This is a genomic window from Cobetia sp. 10Alg 146 (assembly GCF_029846385.1).
Classification (GTDB): domain Bacteria; phylum Pseudomonadota; class Gammaproteobacteria; order Pseudomonadales; family Halomonadaceae; genus Cobetia; species Cobetia marina.
In genome coordinates this window covers 174,502-201,088 of record NZ_JARWKT010000007.1, presented here as the reverse complement: position 1 = coordinate 201,088, position 26,587 = coordinate 174,502, and the positions used below count along the sequence as shown (strand labels likewise).

General features: G+C 63.1%; 23 protein-coding genes. 16 read left to right on the top strand and 7 right to left on the bottom strand.

Features of this window, described 5'->3' with window-relative positions; all coding sequences use genetic code 11:
- Positions 1-90 precede the first annotated feature (90 nt).
- A complete protein-coding gene (locus QD172_RS13630; RefSeq protein WP_279856002.1) occupies positions 91-2,793 on the top strand; it encodes a GGDEF and EAL domain-containing protein in 2,703 nt (900 codons plus the stop codon).
- 78 nt (positions 2,794-2,871) lie between these two features.
- Here QD172_RS13630 and slmA read toward each other — a convergent pair whose 3' ends face one another.
- The 5 genes from slmA to coaBC all read right to left on the bottom strand — a co-directional run bounded on the left by slmA (position 2,872) and on the right by coaBC (position 8,095).
- A complete protein-coding gene (slmA, locus tag QD172_RS13625; protein WP_077377757.1) occupies positions 2,872-3,489 on the bottom strand; it encodes a nucleoid occlusion factor SlmA in 618 nt (205 codons plus the stop codon).
- 115 nt (positions 3,490-3,604) lie between these two features.
- Positions 3,605-4,522 (bottom strand): acetylglutamate kinase, encoded by a 918-nt coding sequence (gene argB / locus QD172_RS13620; protein ID WP_084207805.1) that lies wholly within the window; start codon positions 4,520-4,522, stop codon positions 3,605-3,607.
- Between the two features lie 231 nt (positions 4,523-4,753).
- Positions 4,754-6,136 carry a phosphomannomutase/phosphoglucomutase gene (locus tag QD172_RS13615; protein ID WP_084207806.1) on the bottom strand — a complete coding sequence of 461 codons (1,383 nt, stop codon included), beginning with the start codon at positions 6,134-6,136 and terminating at the stop codon, positions 4,754-4,756.
- A 168-nt stretch (positions 6,137-6,304) separates the two neighbouring features.
- Positions 6,305-6,763, bottom strand: coding sequence for a dUTP diphosphatase (gene dut / locus QD172_RS13610; RefSeq protein ID WP_136939620.1), 459 nt, complete (start codon positions 6,761-6,763; stop codon positions 6,305-6,307).
- Positions 6,764-8,095: a bifunctional phosphopantothenoylcysteine decarboxylase/phosphopantothenate--cysteine ligase CoaBC gene (gene coaBC / locus QD172_RS13605; protein WP_084209576.1), complete on the bottom strand. Its 1,332-nt coding sequence runs from the start codon at positions 8,093-8,095 to the stop codon at positions 6,764-6,766.
- Positions 8,096-8,458: 363 nt separating this feature from the next.
- Between coaBC and radC the strand changes: the two genes are divergently transcribed.
- The 11 genes from radC to QD172_RS13550 all read left to right on the top strand — a co-directional run bounded on the left by radC (position 8,459) and on the right by QD172_RS13550 (position 19,397).
- A complete protein-coding gene (gene radC, locus QD172_RS13600) occupies positions 8,459-9,133 on the top strand; it encodes a DNA repair protein RadC (protein ID WP_077377769.1) in 675 nt (224 codons plus the stop codon).
- Between the two features lie 502 nt (positions 9,134-9,635).
- Positions 9,636-9,872 (top strand): 50S ribosomal protein L28, encoded by a 237-nt coding sequence (gene rpmB, locus QD172_RS13595; RefSeq protein WP_043336270.1) that lies wholly within the window; start codon positions 9,636-9,638, stop codon positions 9,870-9,872.
- Positions 9,873-9,964: 92 nt separating this feature from the next.
- Positions 9,965-10,120 (top strand): 50S ribosomal protein L33, encoded by a 156-nt coding sequence (rpmG, locus tag QD172_RS13590; protein ID WP_016417370.1) that lies wholly within the window; start codon positions 9,965-9,967, stop codon positions 10,118-10,120.
- Between the two features lie 155 nt (positions 10,121-10,275).
- Positions 10,276-11,091 carry a bifunctional DNA-formamidopyrimidine glycosylase/DNA-(apurinic or apyrimidinic site) lyase gene (gene mutM, locus QD172_RS13585; protein WP_054556537.1) on the top strand — a complete coding sequence of 272 codons (816 nt, stop codon included), beginning with the start codon at positions 10,276-10,278 and terminating at the stop codon, positions 11,089-11,091.
- Between the two features lie 150 nt (positions 11,092-11,241).
- Complete coding sequence (locus QD172_RS13580; protein ID WP_205700541.1) at positions 11,242-12,441, top strand: class I SAM-dependent rRNA methyltransferase; 1,200 nt, start codon at positions 11,242-11,244, stop codon at positions 12,439-12,441.
- Between the two features lie 144 nt (positions 12,442-12,585).
- The gene (locus QD172_RS13575; protein ID WP_077377775.1) at positions 12,586-12,942 is read left to right on the top strand and encodes a DUF2007 domain-containing protein; all 357 of its coding nucleotides are present in this window, start codon (positions 12,586-12,588) and stop codon (positions 12,940-12,942) included.
- A complete protein-coding gene (locus QD172_RS13570) occupies positions 12,939-13,454 on the top strand; it encodes a thioesterase family protein (RefSeq protein ID WP_077377778.1) in 516 nt (171 codons plus the stop codon). The genes QD172_RS13575 and QD172_RS13570 overlap by 4 nt, the downstream gene beginning before the upstream one ends.
- Before the next feature lie 143 nt (positions 13,455-13,597).
- Complete coding sequence (gene ald / locus QD172_RS13565; RefSeq protein WP_077377781.1) at positions 13,598-14,719, top strand: alanine dehydrogenase; 1,122 nt, start codon at positions 13,598-13,600, stop codon at positions 14,717-14,719.
- Between the two features lie 217 nt (positions 14,720-14,936).
- Positions 14,937-15,950, top strand: coding sequence for a tryptophan--tRNA ligase (locus QD172_RS13560; protein ID WP_084207810.1), 1,014 nt, complete (start codon positions 14,937-14,939; stop codon positions 15,948-15,950).
- A gap of 211 nt (positions 15,951-16,161) precedes the next feature.
- Positions 16,162-17,406: a YeeE/YedE family protein gene (locus tag QD172_RS13555; protein WP_279856000.1), complete on the top strand. Its 1,245-nt coding sequence runs from the start codon at positions 16,162-16,164 to the stop codon at positions 17,404-17,406.
- A 311-nt stretch (positions 17,407-17,717) separates the two neighbouring features.
- Positions 17,718-19,397 (top strand): NAD-dependent malic enzyme, encoded by a 1,680-nt coding sequence (locus QD172_RS13550; RefSeq protein ID WP_077377790.1) that lies wholly within the window; start codon positions 17,718-17,720, stop codon positions 19,395-19,397.
- Positions 19,398-19,529: 132 nt separating this feature from the next.
- Here QD172_RS13550 and acnA read toward each other — a convergent pair whose 3' ends face one another.
- Positions 19,530-22,274 (bottom strand): aconitate hydratase AcnA, encoded by a 2,745-nt coding sequence (gene acnA, locus QD172_RS13545; protein ID WP_279855999.1) that lies wholly within the window; start codon positions 22,272-22,274, stop codon positions 19,530-19,532.
- 346 nt (positions 22,275-22,620) lie between these two features.
- Here acnA and QD172_RS13540 point away from each other — a divergent pair, with 346 nt between their 5' ends.
- From QD172_RS13540 to trxB, 3 genes are all read left to right on the top strand, one after another.
- Positions 22,621-22,977, top strand: a complete 357-nt coding sequence (locus QD172_RS13540) for a CPXCG motif-containing cysteine-rich protein (RefSeq protein WP_084207812.1) — start codon at positions 22,621-22,623, stop codon at positions 22,975-22,977.
- 292 nt (positions 22,978-23,269) lie between these two features.
- Positions 23,270-23,872: a peroxiredoxin gene (locus tag QD172_RS13535; protein WP_065392448.1), complete on the top strand. Its 603-nt coding sequence runs from the start codon at positions 23,270-23,272 to the stop codon at positions 23,870-23,872.
- 347 nt (positions 23,873-24,219) lie between these two features.
- The gene (gene trxB / locus QD172_RS13530; RefSeq protein ID WP_279855998.1) at positions 24,220-25,176 is read left to right on the top strand and encodes a thioredoxin-disulfide reductase; all 957 of its coding nucleotides are present in this window, start codon (positions 24,220-24,222) and stop codon (positions 25,174-25,176) included.
- Positions 25,177-25,298: 122 nt separating this feature from the next.
- On the opposite strand, the gene QD172_RS13525 is transcribed toward trxB, so the two are convergent.
- The gene (locus QD172_RS13525) at positions 25,299-25,556 is read right to left on the bottom strand and encodes a SlyX family protein (RefSeq protein WP_077377805.1); all 258 of its coding nucleotides are present in this window, start codon (positions 25,554-25,556) and stop codon (positions 25,299-25,301) included.
- A gap of 499 nt (positions 25,557-26,055) precedes the next feature.
- On the opposite strand from QD172_RS13525, the gene QD172_RS13520 reads away from it, so the two are divergent.
- Positions 26,056-26,520, top strand: coding sequence for a cold-shock protein (locus QD172_RS13520; protein ID WP_077377808.1), 465 nt, complete (start codon positions 26,056-26,058; stop codon positions 26,518-26,520).
- Positions 26,521-26,587: the final 67 nt, after the last annotated feature.

Here is a 26,587-nt window from a genome sequence, read left to right as displayed (position 1 = left end):
GTTCCGGCGGGGCTTCTGTCGTTGAGGGACAGTGAAACGACCGGCTATGGCAGTAGACAGTTGTATCGTGCAACAGAATGTTTCATTCTGTTGCACTACGCTAAGCGGTCATTTCCCTTCCTCATTGGTGGCTATGTGGACCCGATTACCTCGCGTCAACCAGGCACACATTCACTGTGGCGCATCCTTGGCATCAATGTCGCTTTGCTGGTGGTGTTGGGCGGGCTGTTTCTGGCGGGACAATGGTTTGATGTCCGCGAACAGGAGATGCAACGCCTCGAAGCGCTCGATACGCAACTGCACATCTCGACTGAACAGCTCGTGGCGGATGTCGCCCGCGAGATGATGGTGCTCGAGCGTGTGTTGCACGAGGAGACACCAAGGCAGTGGAGAGGCTCGCTCGAGAGTGCGCTGGGGCGTCATCCGGCGCTGGTCTCCCTGATGATGGTGCCGTTCGCCGATTATCGTGGCAGCAGCCTCAATCAGATCGGTGTCGGGCGCAGCTGCAAGTGGCAGCTCTCGCAGGCCGAGGCGCAATCCCTGCCCGGCAGAAGCAATCTGTTGTTCGGTTCGGCACTGCCTCTCGGGTCCGGCCAGCCCGGCTTGCCTTTCTATCGCCATATGCAGCTCGAGGACAAGGCGTGGCTGCTGATCGGGTGCCTGGATTTCTCGGAGTCCAGAAGTCTGCTGGCCAATCCGGGGGCGGATGACGGGCAGCGCCTGCGCCTGTTCTCGACCAACGGTCTGCTGCTGTTTTCCAGCCCTCAGGAGCACGCGCTGGGGGTGACGGGAAAGTTGCCGTTGCCGACGCTGGCCAACATGGGCAAGTACATCTCCGAGCGTGGCGTGCGGCGCTATCACGTGGACGGCTTTGATGGCCGTCCGCGCATGGCGGCGGGCAGTTTTATCGCACCACTCAAGCTGTTCAGTGTCGTCAGTCAGCCCGTCTCGAGCCTGTGGTGGGTCTGGTGGCAGCGTATCTGGTTCGGTCTGCTGCTGGGAGGCATCTTCCTGGTGGTGCTTGGCGTGATGATCGCGCGTGCCGAGCGGCAACGCAGTGAGCGCCACGATGAGCTGGAGGGCGAGCTTGAATCGATGGCGGCGCGCTCGCGTACTCTGGTGACCTTGATGGATAACCTGCCCGGTGTGGTGTATCGCATCGAGGTCAACACCGGCACGCTGACCTTCATCAGCAGTGGCGCCGCGGAATTGTTCGGACGTTCGGCCGAGTCTCTGGTCGGGGCCGGCATCACCCTCAATGAGCTGATCCATCCCGAGGATCGCCCGTCCGTCGCGTCGGCGCGTCACTGGGCGATGTGCGCTCAGATGCGTCATGAACAGGTGTTCAGAATCGTCGCGGATCACGAGCGCTGGGTGCTGGACCGCAGCGTGATGATCGAGGGGGAGGAGGGCGTACGTTACTGGGAAGGCCTGCTGCTGGACATCAGCGCCCACAAGGAGTCGGAGCGTCAGCTCGACTACCTGGCGCGCCACGATGCCTTGACGGGGCTCTACAACCGCAAGGCCTTCATGGCGGCGGCGGATGAGCGGGTCGCGATCGGAGGCGTGATGATCTATGCCGACATCGATCGCTTCTCGACGGTGAACGATGGCCTGGGGCATGAGGCGGGGGATCAGCTGCTGGTCTCGATCGGTGAGCGCCTGCGGCGCATCCTGCCGCCCGGTGGCCTGGTCGCGCGTCTCGGGGCGGATGAGTTCGGCCTCTACTTCCCTCAGGTCGGCGAGCAAGCCGAGCAGATCGTGGCCGATGTCCAGCAGAAGCTGGAGCGCCCCTTCACGATTCTCGGGCGTCCCTTGATCATCAGCCTGACGGCCGGTTACTCCCTGGCCGAGGCAGATGGTGATGCCCAGGCGTTGATGCTCAATGCGGACGTGGCGCTCTATCATGCCAAGTCGCGTGGCGATCATGCCCTGCGCTGGGAGTCCTCGCTGGACAAGCATGTCGCCTCGCGCATGACGCTGGAGCAGGACCTGCGTCAGGCCATCGAGCGCCAGCAGCTCTTCCTTCACTACCAGCCGCAGCTGAACGCGGCGGGAGAGCTGCTGGGGGTCGAGGCGTTGCTGCGCTGGCAGCATCCTGAGCTGGGCATGATCTCTCCGGCCCAGTTCATTCCGCTCGCGGAAGAGACGGGACTCATCTTCCGGCTGGGGCGTTTCGTGCTGGAAGAGGCCTGCGCCCAGATGGTGCGCTGGCAGGAAAGCGGCCTTTACATGCCGCGCATGGCCGTCAACCTCTCGGCGCGCCAGCTGACCTCGGGCTATGAGCATGAAGTGATCAGCGTGCTCGAGAGTCAGAATCTCGCGCCGACGCGCCTGGAGGTCGAGGTCACGGAGACCCTGTTGATCCAGGACATGGAGGGTGGGCTCAGCGTGCTGAGAGCACTGCGGGAGCTTGGTGTGCGTGTGGCGCTGGATGACTTCGGGCAGGGATACTCGTCACTGTCCTATCTGTCTTCCCTGCCGCTGGATGTGCTCAAGGTCGACCGCAGCTTCGTGATGAAGATGGACGCCCTGGCGGAAGATGCGTCCGAGCAAGGGCGCGGCGGTCAGGTGGCCAGCGAGCAGGGAGCCAATGAGCAGGCCATCCAGCTGGTAGGTGCCATCATCAGTCTGGGGCATTCGATGGGGCACGAGATCGTGGCGGAAGGTGTCGAGACACAGGCCCAGTTCGAGGGGCTCAAGCGATTGCGCTGCGACAGTTATCAGGGCTACCTGCTGGCGCGCCCGATGACGGCGATGGCCATCGTCGAGCGTTATGGGCCTGGCAACTGAGTCTGCACGTGAAGGTGGCATGAAAAAGCCCCCGTCTCTTCGAGGCGGGGGCTTTTCTTTTGCTCAAGCGGAGGGCCGTCAGACGGCAATCCGCTCCTGGCTGCTCAGCAGCAGGTCGCGACTCAACAGTCTCCACTGTTCTTCCCAGTGCTCGGTGGGTCGCTTGCGATAGTCGCTGCGGACATACTGTCCGATGCGGCCTTCGGCACTGGCCAGCAGGAGATTGGCTGCGGCTGTCACGGTAATGGCAGGCCGCAGGCCTTCACGAGGCTCGGCCTCGCGCAGTACCTGCTTGAGCTGGGTCTCGAGACGTTCGAACAGCTGCGCCATGCGCACGCGCAGACGAGCCGTCTCCCCGGTCAGGGCATCGCCGTTGAGCAGGCGGCACAGTCCGGGATTCTTCTCGGCAAAGCCAAGCAGCAGGCTCAGGATATGGTGCACCCTGGCATGAGCCGTATCGTTGTCCTGCAGAATCAGCGCGATGCGCTCGAACAGGGTGCTCTCGATGAACTCGATCAGCCCTTCGAACATGCGCGCCTTGCTGGGGAAGTGACGATAGAGTGCAGCCTCGGAGACGCCGACCTGACGTGCCAATGCCGCGGTGGTGATACGTTTGCCGCTGTCCTCTTCCAGCATCAAGGCAAGTGCCTGGAGGATCTGTTCGCGACGTGATTGTTTTGGATTCGCCTGCGTCATGGAATCTTGTCATTTCTCGCGGCCTGCAGCGATGTGCTGCGGGCGGGTCCGTGTCCTGAGGCGTGTCGCTGGCCTCGCGCGAATCACCGGAAGTCTGGCCCCGGCTTTATGCTCTTCATGCCTTGGAGGTGTCCGGATCAGCATTGCTGATCAAGGTGCCGACACCGGCATTGGTGAAGATTTCCAGCAGGGTGGCATGCGGTACGCGACCATCGATGATGTGTGCACTGCGCACGCCCTGCTTGACGGCATCCAGCGCGCAGCTGATCTTGGGCAGCATGCCGCCATAGATGGTGCCGTCCTCGATGAGTCCATCCACCGCTTCGGTGGTCAGCCCCGTCATGACTTCGCCCTCGGCGTTCAGAAGGCCGGCGACGTTGGTCAGCAGCATCAGCTTCTCCGCCCCCAGCGCTTCTGCGACCTTGCCGGCGACCAGGTCGGCATTGATATTGTAGCTGCGTCCCTCATCGTCGACGCCGATCGGCGCGATCACCGGAATGAAGTCATTGCGGGTCAGCAGCTCGATCAGATCCGTCGAGACATGCTCGACTTCACCGACGTGACCGATATCGATGATTTCCGAGGCATTCATGCCCGGCATGTGGCGGGTGACCTTGAGCTGGCGCGCGCGAATCTGGCCGCTGTCCTTGCCGGTGACGCCGATGGCCTTGCCGCCGCACTGGTTGATCAGATTGACGATGCCCTTGTTGACCAGGCCGCCCAGTACCATCTCGACCACATCCATGGTCTCTGAGTCGGTCACGCGCATGCCGTCAACGAAGCGTGATTCGATGTTCAGCTTCTTGAGCAGGGCGCCGATCTGAGGGCCGCCGCCGTGCACGACCACCGGATTGATGCCGACTTCCTTCATCAGCACCATGTCGCGGGCAAAGGAGTCGATCAGGGTATCTTCGGTCATGGCGTTGCCGCCGTATTTGACCACCACGGTCTTGCCCGAGAACTGCTGGATATAGGGCAGGGCTTCGGACAGGACCTCGACCACCTGGTGCGGGTCGCGGTTGGCGTGGCTCATCAACGTATCACTCCACAGAAATTGGGTCCGAAAGGAGAGTTCGGACACTGTCACTCGAGACTATCACTTGCGTTACGCCTGCGCGCACCACGTCATGGAAAGAGGTGATGGCAACCGGCGCTGCCATGGGAAAGAGTCACCCGGGCCGGGGAGTCAGCGGACCGGCACGGCGATCATCCTGCTGCCGCGCCGGTCGTTGATCGCCTGCCCGGGCCGATCAGAACGCCTCGATCAGAACGGGGCGGTGATGCTTGGCTCGGCCTGCTTCAGTGCGGCACGGAAGCTGTCCTTGATGCGCTCCAGCGCCGCCTCTGACTTGCCTTCGAAGCGCAGTACCAGCACCGGTGTGGTGTTGGAGGCGCGGCACAGGCCCCAGCCGTCGGCGTAGTCGACGCGAATGCCATCCAGCGTGGTCTTCACGCCGTCGTCACCGAAGTCACCTTCGCTGGCCAGTCGCTCGACGATAGCGAACTTGGTCTCATCGGTCACTTCCACGTTGATCTCGGGGGTGCCCAGATCCTGCGGATAGCGTGCGAAGAAGGTGTCGGCATCGACATCCTGCTTGGCGAGGATTTCCAGCAGGCGCGCCGCGCCGTAGAGGCCGTCGTCGAAGCCGAACCAGCGCTCCTTGAAGAAGATATGGCCGCTCATCTCGCCGGCCAGGGCCGCGCCGGTTTCCTTCATGCGCGCCTTGATCAGGGAGTGGCCGGTGCGCCACATTTCCGGTGTGCCCCCCGCCTTCTCGATCACGGTGGCCAGGTTGCCGGTGCACTTGACGTCGAAGATGATGCGCGCGCCCGGTACACGTTCGATGAGGTCTTCCGACAGTGCCATCATCAGACGGTCGGGATACAGGATCTCGCCCTTGGGCGTGACGACGCCGAGGCGATCGCCGTCGCCATCGAAGGCCAGACCGATATCCGCGCCGGTTTCCTGCATGGTTCTGATCAGGTCCTGCAGGTTTTCCGGCTTGCCCGGGTCCGGGTGATGGTTCGGGAAGTTGCCATCGATCTCCTCGAACAGCGGGATGGTCTCGACACCGAGGCGACGGATCAGCTCCGGGCCCAGCTCACCGGCCACGCCATTGCCGCAATCGACCACTGCCTTGAGCGGACGCTTGACGACCACGTCGCCGGTAATCTGATCCAGGTAGCGTTCGCGCACGTCTTCTTCACGCAGGCTACCTTCGCCTTGCGCCAGATCGCCTTCCTGCAGGCGGCGATAAAGGTCGGTGATGGTGTCGCCGGACAGGGTCTCACCCGCCAGCACGATCTTCAGACCGTTGTAGTTGGCCGGGTTGTGGCTGCCGGTCAGCATCACGCCGGAGCGGGTGCCTTCCAGGATGTTGGTGGCGTAGTAGAGCACCGGAGTCGGCACCATGCCGATGTCGATGACATCACGGCCGGCATCGCGCAGGCCGGCAATCAGCGCCTTGGACAGGCGCGGGCCGGAGAGGCGACCATCGCGGGCGACCACGACGGTGGACTCACCGCGTGCCGCGGCTTCGCTACCGATGGATTGGCCGATGGCGCGCACGCCGTCTTCGGTGAGGGTCTCATCCACGATGCCACGGATGTCGTAGGCGCGAAAAATTGAAGCGGGTACCTGACTCATGGTGCATCCCTGTCGGTTGAATCAATCGTGAGAAGTCATGGTCGGCATGCCGTGCGAACACTATCGCGGCATGCCGACGGGTGCGGCTAGCAAGCGGTTCCGTCTGTCACGGAGCGCTGTCGGGTTTCGGTGGCGAGTCGTCTGCAATGCGCTGTCAGTGACGACCCGTCAATGACGACCAGAATGGCCAAAGCCGCCTTCACCGCGCTGGCTGGTCTCGAATTCCGTGACCTCGACCAGTTCGGCCTGTACTACCGGGACTAGCACGTACTGTGCCAGTCGCTCACCGGGTTCCAGCACGAACTCGCTGTCGCCGCGGTTCCAGACCGAGATCATCAGTTCGCCCTGGTAGTCGGAATCGATCAGACCGACCAGATTGCCCAGCACGATGCCGTGTTTATGCCCCAGGCCGGAGCGCGGCAGGATCATGCCGGCCAGCGCGGGGTCGGCGATATGGATCGCCAGGCCGGTACGCACCAGCTCACAGGCGCCCGGGGCCAGTGTCAGCGGGGCATCCAGCAGTGCGCGCAGGTCCATGCCGGCACTGCCGGGAGTCGCATGGTGGGGTAGCGGGTAATCGCGAACGCGCTCGTCGAGGATCTTGAGTTCGAGCCGGGGGCGGGTCATCTAAGGTGTTTCCTGGTCATCGATGGCGGAGGTCGCCATGTTCAAATTGGCGGCACCATGGAGGGCGCCGTCTTGATGCAGTGCCAGTGCGCGCTCGAGAATCGCACGCGCCAGCGCAATCTTGGGGCAGGCTGCGATGGCCTGTTCATGCAGTCTGTCATTTGCCTGGCCGGGGCGTCGCCACACCAGGGTGGCGGCATTGCTGTCACTGCCGAACCCCAGTCCCGGGGTGCTGACGTCATTGGCCACGATCATGTCGAGACGCTTGCGGGTCAGCTTGTCGCGGGCATAGCGAAGGACATCGCGAGTCTCGGCGGCGAAGCCGACCACCAGCGGAGCGGGCTGTCCGTTGGCGCGCCGCGCCTGACTCTGCTCGGCAATGCCGGCAATGATATCGGGATTGCGGATCAGATGGACCTGCATCTGTTCTTCGCCGACCTGCTTCTTGAGCTTGTGCTCGGCGACAGCGGCAGGTCGGAAGTCGGCGACGGCGGCGCAGCCGATGAAGACCTGGCTATCCTGCAGCGCCGCTTCGGCAGCGCCTTGCATCTGCAAGGCTGACTCGACATCGATGCGCTCGACGCCAGGCGGTGTGGGCAGGGCGACAGGCCCACTGATCAGGCGAACTCTTGCGCCCAGTGCCGCGGCTTCGCTGGCCAGGGCATACCCCATCTTTCCGGAGCTGTGATTGCTCAGATAGCGCACCGGATCCAGCGCTTCCCGGGTCGGACCGGCGGTGATGGTGATGGTCAGGCCCGCTGCCGGCAATGGTGCCGGCTCGCCCTCGTCGAGCAGCTCGCTCAGACCGGCGACGATCTCCTCTGGCTCGAGCATGCGCCCGGCTCCCACGTCGCCGCACGCCTGTTCGCCGCTGGCCGGGCCGAGCAGCGTCCAGCCATCGGCACTGAGCTGCCGGGCGTTGCGCTGGGTGGCAGGGTGCGCCCACATCGCCTGATTCATCGCCGGGGCCACGACCCAGCGTGCGTTGTTGGCCAGGCACAGGGTAGTGATCAGATCATCGGCACGGCCATGGGCCAGGCGGGCCATGAGGTCGGCAGTGGCGGGGGCGATGAGAATGACCTCCGCCCAGCGCGCCAGCTCGATATGTCCCATGCCGGCCTCTGCCTCAGGATCGAGCAGCGAGGTATGCACGGGATTGCCCGACAGCGCCTGCAGGGTCAACGGCGTGATGAAGGCCTGGGCACCTTCGGTCATGGCGACGCGTACCTCGCACCCGGCCTTTTTCAGCAGACGAGTGATGAGCGCCGCCTTGTACGCTGCGATACCGCCGCTGATGCCCAGCAGAATGCGCCGTCCGGCGAGTGAGTGCATGGTGTCCTGCATCCCTGATCCGTCAATGTCAAAGCTCTCGCGTTCGCCTCTACCATATCACCGTGATGCAACCTTGCGTAGCGTCGCTGGCCGGGCACGCCGTCTGTCGCGGGTGCGGACACTGACCTGTCGCGGTACGACGAGCCGCGAGCCAGGAGGGCTCAGCCAGCCAGAAAGCGCGCCAGGCATGCAAGCGTTGAGAGTGACGCTGGCGGCAGTGACGGGCGAAGACCACGCTTCTCAGTCCAAATGCTGATGTCGCGCCATGCTCCTTGGCGTGTCGGTGGGCCTGCCCTGAGGCAGGCATGGCCACTCTCGTGGCGCGCCGGATGTCAGCATCACTGTCACGAGAGGAGAATGTGCATGGGCATCAGGGAGTGGCCAATCGGGGAGCGGCCCCGTGAGAAGCTTCTGTCATCGGGGGCTGCTGCGCTGTCAGATGCCGAGTTGCTGGCAATCTTCCTGCGAGTGGGAATCAAGGGACGTTCGGCGGTGGACCTGGCGCGCGACCTGTTGACCACCTTCGGCGGGCTGCGCCCACTGCTGGAAGCCAGTCAGCAGGATTTCTGTGCCGCGCGAGGCCTGGGAGATGCCAAGTACGTACAGTTGCAGGCGTCGCTGGAGCTGTCCCGTCGACACCTGGAAAGCCTGTTGATGCGCGGGGCAGCATTGACCTCACCGCTGCTGGTACGGCGCTACCTCTCCTCTCATCTGCGTGATCTGCCACATGAGGTCTTCGCCGCACTCTTCTTGGATAGTCAGCATCGCGTCATTCGCTTCGAGACACTCTTCACCGGCACGCTGGATGCTGCTGCCGTCTATCCGCGTGAAGTGGTCAAGCGGGCGCTGGCGCTCAACGCGGGCGCCTTGATACTCGCCCACAACCATCCCTCCGGAGTGGCGGAGCCCAGTGATGCCGATCGTCGTATCACCCAGCGCCTGGAAGAGGCGTTGGGACTTTTCGATATCCGGGTGCTGGATCACTTCGTGGTGGGGGACGGCGAGGTGATCTCCTTCGCCGAGCGTGGCTGGTTGTGAGCCAGGCATCGCCTCGGTCTTGTGCGACCTCTTTCGACAAGGCGCTGAGACGAGAGCAGGGGGGAAGAGAAGGAAGAAGAAGGAGCGGATGGGAAGGAGGCGCCCTGCGGATGTCCGGTCTGGTCAATTGTCGGGCCTGCCGGGTGACAGGGATTGCAAAACAGGGCGTCGATTGTGGTAATGTTGCGCCTCCCGTACCACCCACCACAGAATTCGCGACCACTCTGGCCGACATTGGCTGAGTGAAGCGTCTGGCTAAGCAAGCGTCTGTACCGATGTGACAGCTCGGGCGAAGCGTGTTGGCGAAAAAAATCCGTCTTGGGCGTGCTTTCGCGTTCCTCTTCGGGTAAAATGCTGCGCCTGCACGTTCCAGTACCCTGAAGCTTGTCTTCCGGAATGGACGTAACACACTTTGAAATCAGGGCATGAGGCGGCGCCTGCCACTTCCGGTTTGCCCGACAGGTTTTGAACAACTTAGCCAACGCAGCGGTTGGAGGCTCCAATGTCCAAAGTATGTCAGGTTACCGGCAAGCGCCCGGTGACTGGTAACAACGTTTCTCACTCCCAGCGCAAGACTCGTCGCCGGTTCCTGCCGAACCTGCACACCCACCGTTTCTGGGTTGAATCCCAGCAGCGCTTCGTCAAGCTGCGCGTCTCTACCAAGGGCATGCGCATCATTGACAAGAAGGGTATCGACGAAGTCCTCAAGGACCTCACTGCACGTGGCGAGCGCTTCTAAACACTAGAAGACAGCCCCTGTAGCAATGGCAACCGAGCCGAGGGCAACGCTCTCAATCGTTCGGTGAATGCGACTGTGGAAGGAAACTGAAAATGCGTGACAAGATCAAGTTGGTGTCAAGTGCCGGTACTGGCCACTTCTACACCACCGACAAGAACAAGCGTAACACTCCGGACAAGCTTGAATTCAAGAAGTACGATCCGGTCGTTCGCAAGCACGTGATGTACAAGGAAGCCAAGATCAAGTGATCTTGTCTCCCGCCAGCGTGCTGTCGGAACCCTCGAAAACCCGGTCCTGACCGGGTTTTCGAGTATCTGGATGTCGGAGTTCCGGCATCCTGCAACAGGGTGGCGGCTTCTGTCGTCACCCTGTTGTGCGTCTGGCGGTCAGTCGAGGAGGAAGCATGCCCGAATTACCGGAAGTCGAGACGACTCGCCGTGGTATCGCACCATTGGTCGAGGGCCAGGAGGTCACCGAGGTGATCGTGCGTCAGCCACGGCTGCGCACGCCAGTACCGAGTGAGCTGGCGGAGTGGCTGGTGGGGCAGCGTTTCGGTGAGCTCTCGCGCCGTGCCAAGTACCTGCTGTTGCCGATCGCCGATGGCCACCTGCTCTGGCATCTGGGCATGTCCGGCAGTCTGAGGCTGGTACCCATCGGCACGCCGCCCCGTACGCATGACCATGTCGATGTGGTGCTGGGCAATGGCCAGGTGTTGCGCTATCACGACCCGCGTCGCTTCGGTTTCGTCGACTTCGTGCGCGGTGACCCGCACGCTGACACACGTCTGGCGAGGCTCGGGCCGGAGCCCTTGTCGGACGCCTTCACCGGTGAGCTTCTCTTCGCGCGCTCGCGCAAGCGACGCGTGGCGATCAAGCCTTTCCTGATGGACAACGCCAATGTGGTCGGCGTGGGCAACATCTACGCCAGTGAGGCGCTCTTCATGGCCGGCATCGACCCGCGTCGTCCGGCGGGGGAGACCTCCCTGGAGGAATATGAGCGCCTCGCCGAGGCCTCGCGCAGCGTGCTGGCGGCTGCCATCGAGCAAGGCGGTACCACCTTGCGTGATTTCGTCGGTGGTGATGGCAAGCCCGGCTACTTCGCCCAGCGCCTCAACGTCTATGGGCGAGGGGGCGAGCCCTGCCGCGAGTGTGGCCATGAGATCATGAGCCTGGTGCTCGGGCAGCGTGCCAGTTGCTTCTGCCCTCATTGCCAGAGCTAGTGCCGTCCGTGCCGGCACGGGTCAGACATGTCTCGCTGACCCTTGATGATCACTTGACCGGAGGCTCCGTGACCGGGGCCGCCATGACGACTAGAATGGCCCCATTCGGGCGCGCCCTGTCGTCGTCCTGTCCCTTTCCCTGTCTTATGGATGATTCCCGTGACTGAACGTCTGCGCCTGAAGAAGAATGCTGATCGCCGCCTCAAGGCTGGCCATCTGTGGCTGTACTCCAATGAAGTCGATACCGTCGCGACGCCGCTCAAGAACTTCGAGCCGGGTGCCCAGGCGATCATCGAGGCCAGCAACGGCCGCGCGATGGGCGTTGCCTACGTCAACCCGAACTCGCTGATCTGCGCGCGTATCGTCTCGCGCAACCCGGAACAGCGTCTGGACCGCTCGCTGCTGGTGCATCGCTTCAACCAGGCGCTGTCACTGCGCGAGAGCCTCTATGACAAGCCGTTCTACCGTCTGGTCCACGGCGAGGGCGACCTGCTGCCGGGTCTGATCGTCGATCGCTTCGGCGACGTGCTGGTCTGCCAGCTCAACACCTTCGGCATGGAGCGACTGGCGGAAGTGATCGTCGATGCGCTCTTGAAGGTCGTCAAGCCGACCGCCATCGTGTTCAAGAACGATTCCAGCGGTCGCCGTCAGGAACAGCTCGAGCGCAACGTCGAAGTCGTCTATGGCGAGCTGCCGGAAAGCGTGCTGCTGGAAGAGAATGGGGTCCAGTTCAGCGCGCCGGTACTGGATGGCCAGAAGACCGGCTGGTTCTATGATCACCGCGACAACCGTGCCTGGCTGAATCGTCAGGTGGCAGGCAAGCGCGTGCTGGACCTGTTCAGCTACGTCGGTGGCTGGGGGGTGCAGGCGGCGGCGCATGGCGCCAGCGAAGTGCTGTGTGTCGACGCCTCCGGTGCGGCACTTGAGCGAGTCTCGGGCAACGCCGTGCTCAACGGTGTCGAAGATCGCGTCTCCATCGCGGAGTCGGATGTCTTCGAGGCACTGACGGCCCTGCGCGCGGAAGGCGAGCAGTTCGACGTCATCATCGCGGATCCGCCCGCCTTCATCCGCAAGCGCAAGGACATCACCAATGGTGAGCGTGCCTATGCACGCCTCAACCGTGAAGCCATGCGCCTGCTGGGTCGCGATGGACTGCTGATGTCCGGCTCCTGCTCCATGCATCTCGCGCCGGAGCGCCTGATGGATGTGGTGCGCGGCGCCGTGCGTCACCAGGACCGCCACGGTCAGGTCATCTTCCAGGGCCATCAGGCCAGCGACCACCCGGTGCACCCGTCCATCCCCGAGACCTCCTACCTCAAGGCGCTCGGTGTGCGGGTCTATCGCGACTGAGATCGAGTCTCGGGTCGCGACCAGGAGCGCGATCGGGATCGCGAGCGATGAACGCGTCCTTTGGCACGAACGACAACGCCGCCCTTCGGGGCGGCGTTGTCGTTGATGGCTTCCGTAGCGCCCGGACTCTGATAGTCTGACGGCATGTATCGACGACTGACATCTCATCACAATCTCGTGCTGCTGGATCACTGGCGCAACCTTCTGGAAAGCGAGGGTATCCCGTGCGAGCTGCGCAACCGTCTGCTGGGTTCGGCAGCCGGGGAGTTGCCCGTCAACGATTGCGAGCCGCAATTGTGGGTTGCCGAGCACAATCTCGCCCGCGCTCGCCAGCTGCTGGCGCATATCGAGGCCGCGCCTGCGCAGCCGGATTGGCAGTGCGCCTGCGGGGAGCGCCTCGAAGGCAGCTTCAGTGAATGCTGGTCCTGCGGTGCCAGTGCACCCATGCGTGATGATGCAGGGCCCCGCGAGCAGGATGACGACACGGAGTTCGTGGCATGACGGACGTACAGGCATCGGAGACCGTCATCGGCAACCCGGCCCCCTTGCGGGAAACCTGTGAAGGGTGGGCGCTGCCGTCTCCCTTCCTGCTGCCGATCGCGGTAAGTGTCGAGGCGCTGGATGGCTATGGCCATGTCAACAATGCCGAATACGTGCGCTGGCTGGAGAGAATCAGCTGGGCGCATTCCGAAGCGTTGGGGCTGGGCCTTGAACACTATCGTGCCCAGGATCGTGGCATGGCGGTGCACCGTCACGAGATCGACTATCTGGCCAGCGCACGGCTTGGCGATTCACTGATGCTGGCCACCTGGCTGGTGGCGTGCGATGGCCGCCTGAGCCTGACGCGCCGCTTTCAGCTGCGTCGTTGCTCGGATGGCCTGACGCTGTTGGAGGCGCGCACGCGCTTCGTCTGCATCGAACTCTCGAGTGGGCGAGCCAGACGCATGCCCGAGGCTTACCGTGAATGCTATTCGGCGGCGCTGGTGAGCGAGGATGCTGCCAGCCAACGATGATTCCCTGCATTCCACTGCATTGCTGTCGTGTTTTGGTGAATCTTGCTGGCATCTGATTGGCGCGACGCTGACGAGTCTGCTGTGCTTGTAGGAGGTGTCGAGATGACATCGCCGTATTCCGCCAGCAGTGCAAGGAGCTCGTCATGCAGATCGCCGTGCCGAAGGAAATCAAGAACCACGAATACCGTGTCGCTCTGACGCCCGCCGGGGTGCGAGAGCTGATTGCCCATGGCCATGACGTCATCGTCGAGCGTGGTGCGGGTGAGGGCAGTGGGTTCAGTGACGCCGAGTACCAGGGGGTCGGGGCTCGCCTTGAATCGGATGTCGAGCAGGTCTTTCGTGAGGCCGAGCTGATACTCAAGGTCAAGGAGCCTCAGCCGGCTGAGGTGGCGCGTCTCACCAGCGGCCAGACATTGTTCACCTACCTGCATCTGGCCGCCGCCCGTGAGCTGACCGAAAGCCTGCTGGATAGCGGGGTGACCGCGATTGCCTACGAGACCATCACCGACACCGCCGGTGGTCTGCCGCTGCTGGCGCCCATGAGCCGCGTTGCCGGGCGCATGGCGATCCAGGCCGGCGCGCATGCGCTGGAGAAGGCGCAAGGCGGGATGGGGGTGCTGTTGCCCGGTGTGCCTGGCGTGCCACCGGCGCGCGTCACGGTGATCGGCGGCGGTGTGGTCGGGGAGAACGCGGCGCGCATGGCGCTGGGGCTGGGCGCCGAGGTGGTGATTCTCGATACGTCATTGAACCGCCTCGAGACGCTGGATCACCGCTATCAGGGACAGATTCGTACGGTCTACTCGACGTCCGAGGCGCTGGATGAGGCGGTACGCCATTCGGCATTGATCATCGGGGCCGTGCTCGTGCCCGGTGCCGCGGCTCCCAAGCTGATCCGTCGCGAGCATCTGCGCAACATGATGCCCGGTGCGGTACTGGTGGATGTCGCGATCGACCAGGGCGGATGTTTCGAGACCAGTCGCGCCACGACCCACGCGGAACCGACCTATCTCGTCGATGGTGTCGTGCATTATTGCGTGGCCAACATGCCGGGGGCCGTGGCACGTACCTCGACCCAGGCACTCACCAGCGCGACGCTGCCTTATGTGGTGAAGCTCGCCAATGGCGGCTATCGCAAGGTATTGCGGGAAGATCGTCACTTTGCGGCAGGCCTCAACGTGCATGCCGGCCAGCTGACGATTGCGGAAGTCGGCGCTGCCTTCGGCATGCCGGTGATCTCGCTGGAAGATGCCCTGGCAAAGGGCTGACGCCTGCCGGCGGGTACATGGCGTGCACGGGGCGCTGGTCGTCTGTCCGGCCCTTACGAAGGCCATGCCCCTCAGGGTAAGATGAGTGCAATGCAGCGGCAGGACATGGCGGGTTCATCGCATCGTGATGCGCGCCGTCGTGCCCTGTCGTGATTCATTGTGAGCAGGTCCCGCCAAGTGGCACGCTCCCCGACTCAGACGCCCAAGAAGTGCATCCATGACCAAGACCCGCGTTCTTACCGGCATCACGACCACCGGCACCCCTCACCTCGGCAACTATGTCGGCGCCATCAAGCCCGCCATCGAGGCCAGCCAGGACCCGACGGTCCAGTCCTTCTATTTCCTCGCCGATTTCCATGCTCTGATCAAGTGTCAGGACCCGAAGCGCGTGCAGGAATCCCGCCGTGAGATCGCTGCCACCTGGCTGGCGCTGGGGCTGGACACCGACAACGCCATCTTCTATCGCCAGTCGGATGTGCCGGAGATTCCGGAGCTGATGTGGTTGCTCAACTGTGTCTGCGCCAAGGGCCTGATGAACCGTGCGCATGCCTACAAGGGCGCCGTGGCCGAGAACGAGGAAGCGGGCATCGAGGACGTGGATCGTGGCATCAGCATGGGGCTGTTCAGCTATCCGGTGCTGATGGCAGCGGACATCCTGATGTTCAATGCCCACAAGGTGCCGGTGGGGCGTGACCAGATCCAGCATATCGAGATGGCGCGTGACATGGCCGGGCGCTTCAACCACCTCTTCAAGGGCAACTACTTCACCATGCCCGAGGCGGTGACCGACGAGAAATCCCAGCTGCTGCTGGGCCTCGATGGCCGCAAGATGTCCAAGAGCTACAACAACACCATTCCGCTGTTCGGCACCGAGAAGCAGCTGCTCAAGAGCGTGCGCAAGATCAAGACCAATTCGCTGGAGCCGGGTGAGCCGAAGGACCCGGATACCTGTTCACTGTTCCAGATCTATTCGGCCTTCGCCACCGAGGCGGAAGTCGCCGCCATGCGTGAGCAGTACGCCGCCGGCATTGGCTGGGGCGATGCCAAGAATCAGCTGTTCGAATACCTGAACGATCACCTCAAGGCACCGCGTGAGCGTTACGTCGAGCTGATGGAAGATCCGGCACATGTCGAAGCCATCCTCAAGCGCGGTGCCGAGCGTGCGCGCGATGAGGCCGCGCCGATGATGGAGCGCCTGCGTCGTGCCGTCGGTCTGGGCAACTTCGTGTAATCTCGAGGACACCCCGCACAGCCCGGCACCAGACGCCCGCCATCGCTTTCGATGGCGGGCGTCGTCGTCTGGGAGGTGAGCTGACGGGGGTGACTTATATTCCATGGCGGAATGAATGGCGTGCGGAAAATTCGTTCACAGCTATAAGGCAACGCGTTAGGCTTGCCGCATTGATGAACGCGACATGACGACTTCGTTCAAGGAGCAAGACATGAGTCACGATGCGATACCCGGCAAGGCCAGCCAGTCCGGCCTGCCGACGACCGCCATCAACCCGAAGGCCATTCTGGCCGGAGGCTTGCTGGTGGCGGCTGCCATCCTGCTGGGGCTGGTGTCCGGCTGGCGCCAGGGCTTGCTGCTGCTGGTGGGGGGCGCGCTGGGCGTGGTGCTCTACCACGCGGCCTTCGGCTTCACCTCCGCCTGGCGAGTCTTCATCACCGAGCGCCGAGGACGCGGCCTGCGTGCCCAGATGCTGATGCTGGCGATCGCCGTGGTGCTGTTCTTCCCGGTGCTGGCCTCGGGCAGCCTGTGGGGGCAGGAGGTCTCCGGCTTCGTCTCGCCGCTGGGTGTCTCGGTGGTGGTCGGTGCCTTCCTGTTCGGGCTCGGCATGCAGCTGGGCGGCGGCTGCGCCTCGGGCACGCTGTTCACCGTCGGTGGCGGCAATGCGCGCATGGTGATCACCCTGATCTTCTTCTGCGTCGGCTCGGTGATCGGCACCGCGCACTTCAGCTGGTGGCAGAGCCTGCCGTCGCTGCCCGCCGTCTCGCTGGTGGACAGCTTCGGCGCGCTGGGTGGCATCATCGTCAGCCTGGTGCTGTTCGCCATCATCGTGGTGGTGACACGCACGCTGGAGAAGCGCCGTCACGGTGAGCTCGAGAAGGCCACCGTGACCGACAGTCAGCCGCGTGGTCTGTCACGCTTTCTGCGGGGTCCCTGGCCGCTGCTGGCGGGTGCCGTGGCGCTGGCGCTGCTCAACTTCGTCACCCTGGCGTTGGCCGGTCGCCCGTGGGGCATCACCTCGGCCTTCGCGCTGTGGGGCACCAAGGCCTATACCGCGCTGGGCTTCGATGTCAGTGACTGGGGCTACTGGCAGGCGGCGGGCAATGCCAAGGCGCTGGCCGCACCGCTCTATCAAGACATCACCACGGTGATGAACATCGGTATCGTGGTGGGGGCGCTGGCGGCGGCGCTGCTGGCCGGCAAGTTCGCGCCGAAGTGGAACATTCCGCTGCGCTCGGTGGTGGCTGCCGTGCTGGGTGGTCTGCTGCTGGGCTATGGTGCGCGCCTGGCCTTCGGCTGCAACATCGGTGCCTACTTCGGTGGCATCTCCTCCGGCAGCCTGCATGGCTGGCTGTGGCTGGTGATGGCCTTCGCCGGCAACATGCTGGGCGTGAAGCTGCGCCCGTTCTTCGCGCTTGCGCCGCGCAAGCCGGCATCGCGTGCCGATCTGGCCTGAGCCATTCCCCGCACGTGATCGCGAACGCCTCGCTCCTTCCCCGTCAGGGGGATGAGCGGGGCGTTTCTCGTCATGCAGCACCCTTGTCTGCGCAACGCACGCCGACCCTGCACAGGCTGCCGGAGATAGCACTGCGCGTGCTATCATCATGCCTTGTTCGCACGTGGAAACTGCACGTCGAAAGGTCCCTCGGACGCCCGGTTGCCAGCAGGTCTTCTGCGGTGCTTCAGCGGGCATGCTGCGCGTGTCTGCCGGCATGCCGAGAAGCTTGCCGAGCGTGAGGTCGTCCCCACTGATTCAAGAGTCTCGCCATGACGGATACTTCCAAGCGCGCCCTGTACGTTCCCTACGCCGGCCCGAGCCTGCTCGAGATGCCGCTGCTCAACAAGGGCAGCGCCTTCAGCCTCGAGGAGCGTGTCAGCTTCAATCTGATGGGCCTGCTGCCGCAGAATGTCGAGAGCATCGAAGAGCAGGTCGCGCGCGTCTACAGCCAGTATCAGCAGTGCGCCACCGACCTCGACAAGCACATCCTGTTGCGCTCGGTGCAGGACGACAACGAGACCCTATTCTTCCGCGTGATCGAGGAGCACCTCGAGGAGATGATGCCGATCATCTACACCCCGACCGTCGGTCAGGCGTGCGAGGAGTTCTCCAACATCTATCGCAACCACCGCGGCCTGTTCATCTCCTACCCGGACCGCGAGCACATGGATGACATCCTGCGCTCCGCGACCAAGGACAACGTCAAGGTCATCGTCGTCACCGATGGTGAGCGTATCCTGGGCCTGGGCGATCAGGGCATCGGCGGTATGGGCATCCCCATCGGCAAGCTGTCGCTGTACACCGCCTGTGGCGGCATCAGCCCGGCCTACACCCTGCCGATCTCGCTGGATCTGGGTACCAACAACCAGAAGCTGCTCGACGACCCGCGCTACATGGGCTGGCGTCACGAGCGTGTCACCGGTGATGACTACAACGCCTTCGTGGCCGAGTTCATCACTGCCGTGAAGCGTCGCTGGCCGAAGGCCATGATCCAGTTCGAGGACTTCGCGCAGGCCAATGCCATGCCGCTGCTCGAGCGTTACCGCGATGAAGTCTGCTGCTTCAATGACGACATCCAGGGCACCGCCTCCGTCGTGGTCGCGACCCTGATGGCGGCCTGCAAGGCCAAGGGCGAGAAGCTCTCCGATCAGCGCGTCACCTTCCTGGGTGCCGGTAGCGCCGGTTGTGGCATCGCCGAGATGATCGTGGTGGCGATGGTCAAGGAAGGCATGGACGAGGCCGAGGCCCGCAAGCGTGTCTTCATGGTCGATCGCTTCGGCCTGCTGACCAGCGACATGGAAGGCCTCTACGACTTCCAGAGCCGTCTGGCTCACGACGTCGAAAGCGTGGCCGACTTCGGTGACCGTGGCCTGCTGGATGTGGTCAAGGCCGCCAGGCCGAGCGTGCTGATCGGTGTATCCGGCCAGCGTGGCCTGTTCAGCGAAGACGTGATCCGTGCCGTGCAGGCCGGTTGCGAGAGCCCGCTGGTGATGCCGCTGTCCAACCCGACCTCACGCGTCGAAGCGACACCGGCGGAAGTCATCGAGTGGACCGACGGCAAGGCACTGGTCGCCACCGGCAGCCCGTTCGCGCCGGTCGAGCACAACGGCCACACCCACGCGATTGCCCAGTGCAACAATGCCTACATCTTCCCGGGCATCGGTCTGGGTGTGCTGGCATCCAGCGCCTCACGCATCACCGACAACATGCTGATGGCCGCGGCCAATGCGCTGGCCAACAACGCTCCCATCGTCCTGAAGGGCGAGGGCGCGCTGCTGCCGTCGCTGGGCGACATCCAGGACATCAGCCGTCAGATCGCCTTCGACGTGGCACGTCAGGCCCAGGCCGATGGCGTGGCGCTGACCTCCAGCGACGAGATCATCCAAGCCAACATCGAGAAGAACTTCTGGCAGCCGCGTTACCGCGCCTACCGTCGCAAGGCGTTCTGATCGCACCTGCGCCGTCAGTGAGCGCATGAAGCAGATTGCCTGAAACAGAGTGTGCAAATGAAGAAGCCCCCGCAGGCCATGCCTGCGGGGGCTTTTGTATTGCGGTCAGCGCTGCGATCAGCGGCTGGTGGGTTACAGCATGCCGCGCAGCACGTAATGGAGAATGCCGCCGTGGCGGTAGTACTCCAGCTCGTTGTCGGTATCGATGCGGCACAGCGCCTCGATCTTCTGCTCACCCTTGTCGCTCTTGAAGGTGACCTGGACCTTGCCACCGGCCGTCAGGTCATTCAGACCGCTGATGCTGATTTCCTCATCACCGGTCAGGCCGAGAGACTGGCGGCTTTCGCCTTCGGGGAACTGCAGCGGCACCACGCCCATGCCGATCAGGTTGGAGCGGTGGATGCGCTCATAGGACTCGGCAATCACCGCACGGACGCCCAGCAGCAGGGTGCCCTTGGCGGCCCAGTCACGTGAGGAACCGGTGCCGTACTCCTTGCCCGCGACCACCACCAGTGGCGTGCCTTCCTCGGCATACTTCATGGCGGCATCGTAGATGGCCATCTGCTTGCCGGAGGGCACGTGGCGTGTCTCGCCGCCCTCGACGCCATCGAGCATCTCGTTGCGGATGCGCACGTTGGCGAAGGTGCCGCGCATCATCACCTCATGGTTGCCGCGACGTGAGCCATAGGAGTTGAAGTCCTTGACCTCGACGCCGTTCTCCTTGAGGTAGCGACCCGCCGGGCTGTCCGGCTTGATGGCACCGGCCGGTGAGATGTGGTCAGTGGTCACCGAGTCGCCGAGCATGGCCAGCACGCGAGCGTTCTCGACGTCCTGCACGGCCTTTGGCTCGCGCTCCATGCCTTCGAAGAACGGCGGATGCTGGATGTAGGTGGAATCCTTCCACTCATACACCTCGGCCTCCGGTACCTCGATGGCCTGCCAGGTCTCGTCGCCGTCGAAGACTTCGGCGTACTCCTTGCGGTACATCTCGGTGCGTACCTGCTCGACGGCCGTGGCGATTTCCGCCTGGGTGGGCCAGATGTCCTTGAGGAAGACATCGTTGCCGTCGTTGTCCTTGCCCAGCGGCTCCTTGGAGAGGTCGGTGCGCACGGTGCCGGCGAGGGCGTAGGCCACCACCAGGGGCGGTGACGCCAGCCAGTTGGTGCGGACGTTGGGATGCACGCGACCCTCGAAGTTGCGGTTGCCCGACAGCACCGAGGCGACCGTCAGGTCACGCTCGTTGATGGCGGCTTCGACAGGGGCCGGCAGCGGGCCGGAGTTGCCGATGCAGGTCGTGCAGCCATAGCCGACCAGATTGAAGCCCAGCTCGTTGAGGTCATCCTGAACCCCCGCCGAGGCGAGATAGTCGGTGACGACCTTGGAACCCGGTGCCAGAGAGGTCTTGACCCATGGCTTGGTGCGCAGGCCTTTCTCGCGCGCCTTGCGGGCCACCAGGCCTGCCGCCAGCATCACGCTGGGGTTGGAGGTGTTGGTGCAGGACGTGATGGCGGCGATGACCACGTCCCCGTGATCGAGACGGAAGGTCTCGCCGTCCAGCTCGCTGTAGTCGGTATCCTTCTCGTAGCTCTGCTCGACATCGACGGCGGTCTGGCCACCCTCGGACAGCCACTTGCCGTCCTCGACCGCGGGAATCTGACCCAGCTGGTCATCGAGGATCTTCTCGAAGGTCTGCTTGATGTCGGTGAGCGCGACGCGATCCTGCGGACGCTTGGGGCCGGCCAGAGAGGCGACGACCTCACCCATGTCCAGCTCCAGGGTGTCGGAGAAGATCGGCTCATGGCCCGGCTCACGCCACAGACCCTGCTCCTTGGCATAGGCTTCGACCAGCGCGACCTGTTCATCGGAGCGGCCGGACAGACGCATGTAGTTGAGCGTCTCGTCATCCAGCGGGAAGAAGCCGCAGGTGGCACCATATTCCGGTGCCATGTTGGCGATGGTCGCGCGGTCCGCCAGTGGCAGGTCGTCCAGGCCATCACCGTAGAACTCGACGAACTTGCCGACCACGCCACGGCTTCTCAGCATCTGGGTGACGGTCAGCACCAGGTCCGTCGCGGTGATGCCTTCGTTGAGCTTGCCGGTCAGCTTGAAGCCGACCACTTCCGGAATCAGCATCGAGACCGGCTGGCCGAGCATCGCGGCTTCCGCCTCGATCCCGCCGACACCCCAGCCCAGCACGCCCAGGCCATTGATCATGGTGGTGTGGGAGTCGGTGCCGACCAGGGTGTCAGGGTAGGCGAGCGTCTTGCCATCTTCCTCGCGGGTGAAGACGGCGCGACCCAGGTACTCGAGATTCACCTGGTGACAAATGCCGGTACCCGGCGGGACGACGGAGAAGTTGTCGAAGGCCTGCTGGCCCCAGCGCAGAAACTCGTAGCGCTCGCGGTTGCGCTCCATCTCGATGCGCACGTTGTCCTTGAAGGCGCTCGGGTCACCGTAGTGATCCACCATCACCGAGTGGTCGATGACCAGATCCACCGGGGTCAGCGGATTGACCTTCTCGGGGTTCGCGCCCAGTGTCTTGACGGCGTCACGCATGGAGGCCAGGTCGACGACCCCGGGCACACCGGTGAAATCCTGCATCAGCACCCGGGCCGGGCGATAGCCGATCTCATGAGTGCTGGAGGCGGTCTTCTGCCAGTCGGCCAGCGCCTTGATGTCGTCCTTGGTGGCAGTGTCACCATCCTCGAAGCGCAGCTGGTTCTCCAGCAACACCTTGAGCGTGAAGGGCAGTCGCGTCAGGTCGCCAAGCGACTCGGCGGCCTTCTTGAGCGAGTAGTAGTGATATTGCCTGTCTCCGACCTGCAGTTCGGAGAGGGTATTGAGCGAATCCAGTGACTGAGAGCGCTGGGAACCCATGATTCTCCTCCTTGTCGTTGTCTTCACCGGCCAGACTGCTGATGTGTCATCCAACAGGTGCGTCAGGTGCCTTGGCCGGCTGCGACGCGTCGCCTGAGAGCGACTGCCAAATCGCGGGATACTGCCTATATAAGGCTATGGTCATCATCTGACCGGAATTCAAGCGCCTGCTTGCTTGAGGATAGTGCGCAGTGAGGAACCCCGCGTCGCGTTCGCTGCCATAGAGACGGATGAGAGACATCGTGAGGGAGGTGAGCATGGCGCTCATGGCTCGTGGACTGTCAGCCGCTGGCAAGGCCTTCGCCGCGATCAATCGCATCTCTCACATGACATGACGGAGGTTGGCATGAGTGATCAAGGGCGTGAGCCGGGTGAGTTGCCGGAAGATGACGAGGTACTGGATGCTGCCGTCGAGCAGTGGCTGGCGGAGCATTCCTCGGGGCAGTCCGATGAGTGGCCGGGGCATGAGCTGCTCGAGGACAAGCATGAGGGCGTGACCAGTGAGGCGCTGCATGAGGCGGAAATCAACTGCCCCTACTGTGACACGCCCTTCACGGTGTTCCTGGATCTGGACGAGGGCAGTCTGACCAACATCATCGACTGCGAGCGCTGCTGTCAGCCGATTCAGGTGCGCCAGCAGGTGGACCCCGTCAGTGGTGAGCTGGACGGCCTGGATATCGGCCAGGACGATGACGTGCTCTGACCTCAGGTGCGATTCCAGACGCGATCTCAGGTGCCCTGATTCAGCGCATCTGCCCCGAATCGCGCCGCAAGAGCGAGAATCCCGAGCAGCGCACAGGAGATACTGTATTCTGTTTCAGAGGTCACTTATGATTCCGGCGTAGCAGGCATCGTCATCGAGCTTTCATAGGCAAACTCTATGATGGTGATTGCGCCAAACATTTGGCATCTGCCACCTGAGGCGATTAGTCTGTGTGGCGATTCATCACGAAGGCGGCTTTGCGCCTTCCATCATCATTTCTCAGGAGATCACCATGAGCGTATTGGTCGGACGTCAGGCCCCGGATTTCGAAGCCGCAGCTGTGCTGGGCGACGGTACCATCGTCGACAATTACAAGCTGTCTGATTCCAACGGCAAGCTGCGTGTGCTGTTCTTCTGGCCGCTGGACTTCACCTTCGTTTGCCCGTCTGAAATCATCGCCCACGACAACCGTCTGGCGAAGTTCAAGGAACTCGGCGTTGAAGTCATCGGTGTTTCCATCGATTCCCAGTTCACTCACCACGCATGGCGCAAGACCTCTCCGGACGCTGGCGGCATCGGTGAAGTCGGCTTCCCGATCGTGGCTGACGTCAAGCACGAAATCGTGCAGGCCTTCGGTGTCGAGCACCCGGAAGCTGGCGTCGCACTGCGCGCGTCCTTCCTGATCGACGAAGACGGTGTCGTTCAGCACCAGGTCGTCAACAACCTGCCGCTGGGCCGCAACGTCGACGAGATGGTCCGCATGGTCAAGGCCCTGCAGTTCCACCAGACCAACGGCGAAGTCTGCCCGGCAGGCTGGGAAGAAGGTCAGGAAGGCATGAAGGACACCGCTGAAGGTGTCGCCAAGTACCTGGCAGGTCACTCCAGCAGCCTGTAAGTCGCTGCCTGGTCGCGATCAGCCGCGTCATCGCTGACTGATCGAGCGTCCGCCTTTCGACACCCTCCCATGAGTGGCTCGACTGGCAGGCGAACCGGAAGCCGTCGCCCCTGGCGGCGGCTTCCGTGTATCTGAGGCTAGCGTCATAAGCTTCTGCGATGCCGGTCTGAGCGCAGTGCTGAAAGCTCGGCGCGTCTGCGCTAATCTGCGCAGTCCCTGTTCACCATCCACTCCGTGTCCTGAGCCATGCCGATCGCAGACGCTGTCCGCATCGCTCAGTACATAGATCATCAGTCGTCACCCGGCGTCTGGTGAATTTTCCGCCTTCATCTGTCCTGAGGTCATCCATGAGCAATGTCCGTCACGAACGTCTGATCATCCTCGGCTCCGGCCCGGCGGGTTACACCGCTGCCGTCTATGCCGCGCGTGCCAACCTCAAGCCACTGCTGATCACCGGCATGCAGATGGGTGGCCAGCTGACCACCACCACCGATGTCGACAACTGGCCGGGCGATGATTCCGGCGTGCAGGGACCGGAGTTGATGGAGCGCATGCGCCGTCACGCCGAGCGCTTCGAGACCGAAGTCCTGTTCGATCACATCAACGAAGTGACTCTCGGCGAGCGTCCGTTCCTGCTCAAGGGTGACAACGGCAGCTACAGCTGTGATGCGCTGATCATCGCCACTGGTGCCAGTGCACAGTATCTGGGACTGCCGAGCGAGCAGCAGTTCATGGGCCAGGGCGTCTCGGCCTGCGCGACCTGTGACGGCTTCTTCTATCGCAATCAGGAAGTCGTGGTGGTCGGTGGCGGCAACACCGCGGTCGAGGAAGCGCTGTACCTGTCCAACATCGCCTCCAAGGTCACCCTGGTGCACCGTCGCGACAGCCTGCGCGCCGAGAAGATTCTGCAGGACAAGCTGTTCGACAAGGTCGAGAACGGCAACATGGCGGTGGAATGGCACCACACGCTGGATGAGGTGCTGGGTGACAACTCCGGCGTCACCGGCGTGCGTCTGCGTCATGTCGAGAGTGGCGCCACCAAGGAGCTGAGCTCGATGGGCGTGTTCATCGCCATCGGCCATCGTCCGAATACCAGCCTGTTCGAAGGCCAGCTGGAGATGCAGGGCGGCTATCTCAAGGTCCAGTCCGGCCTGGAAGGCAATGCCACCCAGACCAGCATCCCCGGTGTCTATGCCTGTGGTGACGTGATGGATCACGTCTATCGCCAGGCGATCACCTCTGCCGGTACTGGCTGCATGGCGGCGCTGGACGCCGAGCGCTATCTGGATGGTCTGACTGCCTGAATGGCCTGACCCTCCGCGCTCGCGTCTCCTGACAAGCCGTCAGGGAGGCACGCACAAGAACGGCCCCGTGGCATGCGCTGCGGGGCCGTTCTGCGTTTTGATCACAGGTGCCAGTGCTCGCTTCAGTAGTGAGGAGGAAGCTCATCGGCAGGCGACAGTGAGTCGGTCTGTGTCCGTTCACTGCCAGATTCGCGCAATTGGCGCAGCTGCGCGCTCATCAGCGCGGTGAGGCGCTCGAGCGTCTCTATCTGGCGTTGCTGGGCAATCACGGTGCGATCCAGCGTCTCCAGCCAGTCATCCTGGTGGGCCAGGCGGCTTTCGAGCGCTTCCAGGCGTGCTTCCAGCCGAGCATCGCCGGGAAGATCGGTCGGGGTCGACATGCGCTATGAACTCCTGAAGAGAGGTGTCAGTCCCGGTGGGCGAGTCAGTGGCGTGAGGATATCACCAGCCACAAGCGGACCGACAAGGGTTGAGGGGAGGCACGTGGTGGCATCAGACGCATTCTGGTGAGGCGTGTTAGACTGATATCGGTGTGTTCTGCCTTCTTTTCGCGCAGTGCACCTGTTGACGGCACCTGCCAGTTTCGCCTCTGGCACTGACATGGCTGCCGGTTCCATCGACTGATGTGGGGAGACTCGCATCACGAGCCACGACGTGGCCAGGCTGACACCGAGTGACAGTCACAGCCACGGGCATCGCCGTGAGGCGTTGCGTTCAGGCAGAGGTCCGACGACTGACGGTCGCATCACGTGTCGTCATCCTCCCGGATTCTGCCCTTGCTGCGGCGTCTGGCAGAACATTCTGATATGGATCATCTGAAGTACCCCCTTCTGCCTTGTCGCGTTCCACCTTAATCCATTGCTTAGAGAGTTTATCTTGATGAGTTCCAAATCGTTCTTCCGTTGTTTCATCATCAGTCTGTTGCTGGCATTGCCGGCACCGTTGCTGATTGCCGTCTTCATCACCCTGACCGGCGGCGAGCTGGCCGACACGCTGTCCACTGCACTCAGCGTCGAGGGCTTTGAACTGGCCTACGCCGCTGCTGCCGTCGCCGTCTTCATTCTGCTGTTGGTCGCCACCCTGGCCATTCCGGTGCTGACACCGCGTTCCGCGGCGCTGGCCGAAGTCGAGGACGACGATCGTGAGATCGGCGAGGTCAAGTGGTTCAACGTCAACAAGGGCTATGGCTTCGTGACCCGCGAGAGCGGTGAAGATGTCTTCGTGCACTTCCGTGCCATCCGTGGCAAGGGCCATCGCACGCTGGCCGAAGGTCAGAAGGTGCGTTACCACGTCATCAGCAATGAGCGTGGCCTGCAGGCGGATGACGTGACGGTCATCACCTGATCGCTGACTCGCTCAGTGAAAGACGACAACGCCCCGCAGGCTAGCCTGCGGGGCGTTGTCGTTCATG

Excerpts from the sequence above, each read along its gene's own strand:
- rpmG (WP_016417370.1), top strand. The coding sequence starts at position 9,965 with ATGCGTGACAAGATCAAGTTGGTGTCAAGTGCCGGTACTGGCCACTTC.
- QD172_RS13520 (WP_077377808.1), top strand. The coding sequence starts at position 26,056 with ATGAGTTCCAAATCGTTCTTCCGTTGTTTCATCATCAGTCTGTTGCTG.
- QD172_RS13580 (WP_205700541.1), top strand. The coding sequence starts at position 11,242 with ATGATTCCCGTGACTGAACGTCTGCGCCTGAAGAAGAATGCTGATCGC.
- QD172_RS13550 (WP_077377790.1), top strand. The coding sequence starts at position 17,718 with ATGACGGATACTTCCAAGCGCGCCCTGTACGTTCCCTACGCCGGCCCG.
- rpmB (WP_043336270.1), top strand. The coding sequence starts at position 9,636 with ATGTCCAAAGTATGTCAGGTTACCGGCAAGCGCCCGGTGACTGGTAAC.
- radC (WP_077377769.1), top strand. The coding sequence starts at position 8,459 with ATGGGCATCAGGGAGTGGCCAATCGGGGAGCGGCCCCGTGAGAAGCTT.
- QD172_RS13555 (WP_279856000.1), top strand. The coding sequence starts at position 16,162 with ATGAGTCACGATGCGATACCCGGCAAGGCCAGCCAGTCCGGCCTGCCG.
- QD172_RS13615 (WP_084207806.1), bottom strand. The coding sequence starts at position 6,136 with ATGAGTCAGGTACCCGCTTCAATTTTTCGCGCCTACGACATCCGTGGC.
- QD172_RS13575 (WP_077377775.1), top strand. The coding sequence starts at position 12,586 with ATGTATCGACGACTGACATCTCATCACAATCTCGTGCTGCTGGATCAC.
- ald (WP_077377781.1), top strand. The coding sequence starts at position 13,598 with ATGCAGATCGCCGTGCCGAAGGAAATCAAGAACCACGAATACCGTGTC.
- dut (WP_136939620.1), bottom strand. The coding sequence starts at position 6,763 with ATGACCCGCCCCCGGCTCGAACTCAAGATCCTCGACGAGCGCGTTCGC.
- mutM (WP_054556537.1), top strand. The coding sequence starts at position 10,276 with ATGCCCGAATTACCGGAAGTCGAGACGACTCGCCGTGGTATCGCACCA.
- QD172_RS13540 (WP_084207812.1), top strand. The coding sequence starts at position 22,621 with ATGAGTGATCAAGGGCGTGAGCCGGGTGAGTTGCCGGAAGATGACGAG.
- coaBC (WP_084209576.1), bottom strand. The coding sequence starts at position 8,095 with ATGCACTCACTCGCCGGACGGCGCATTCTGCTGGGCATCAGCGGCGGT.
- trxB (WP_279855998.1), top strand. The coding sequence starts at position 24,220 with ATGAGCAATGTCCGTCACGAACGTCTGATCATCCTCGGCTCCGGCCCG.
- slmA (WP_077377757.1), bottom strand. The coding sequence starts at position 3,489 with ATGACGCAGGCGAATCCAAAACAATCACGTCGCGAACAGATCCTCCAG.
- QD172_RS13535 (WP_065392448.1), top strand. The coding sequence starts at position 23,270 with ATGAGCGTATTGGTCGGACGTCAGGCCCCGGATTTCGAAGCCGCAGCT.
- QD172_RS13560 (WP_084207810.1), top strand. The coding sequence starts at position 14,937 with ATGACCAAGACCCGCGTTCTTACCGGCATCACGACCACCGGCACCCCT.
- QD172_RS13570 (WP_077377778.1), top strand. The coding sequence starts at position 12,939 with ATGACGGACGTACAGGCATCGGAGACCGTCATCGGCAACCCGGCCCCC.
- QD172_RS13525 (WP_077377805.1), bottom strand. The coding sequence starts at position 25,556 with ATGTCGACCCCGACCGATCTTCCCGGCGATGCTCGGCTGGAAGCACGC.
- argB (WP_084207805.1), bottom strand. The coding sequence starts at position 4,522 with ATGAGCCACGCCAACCGCGACCCGCACCAGGTGGTCGAGGTCCTGTCC.
- acnA (WP_279855999.1), bottom strand. The coding sequence starts at position 22,274 with ATGGGTTCCCAGCGCTCTCAGTCACTGGATTCGCTCAATACCCTCTCC.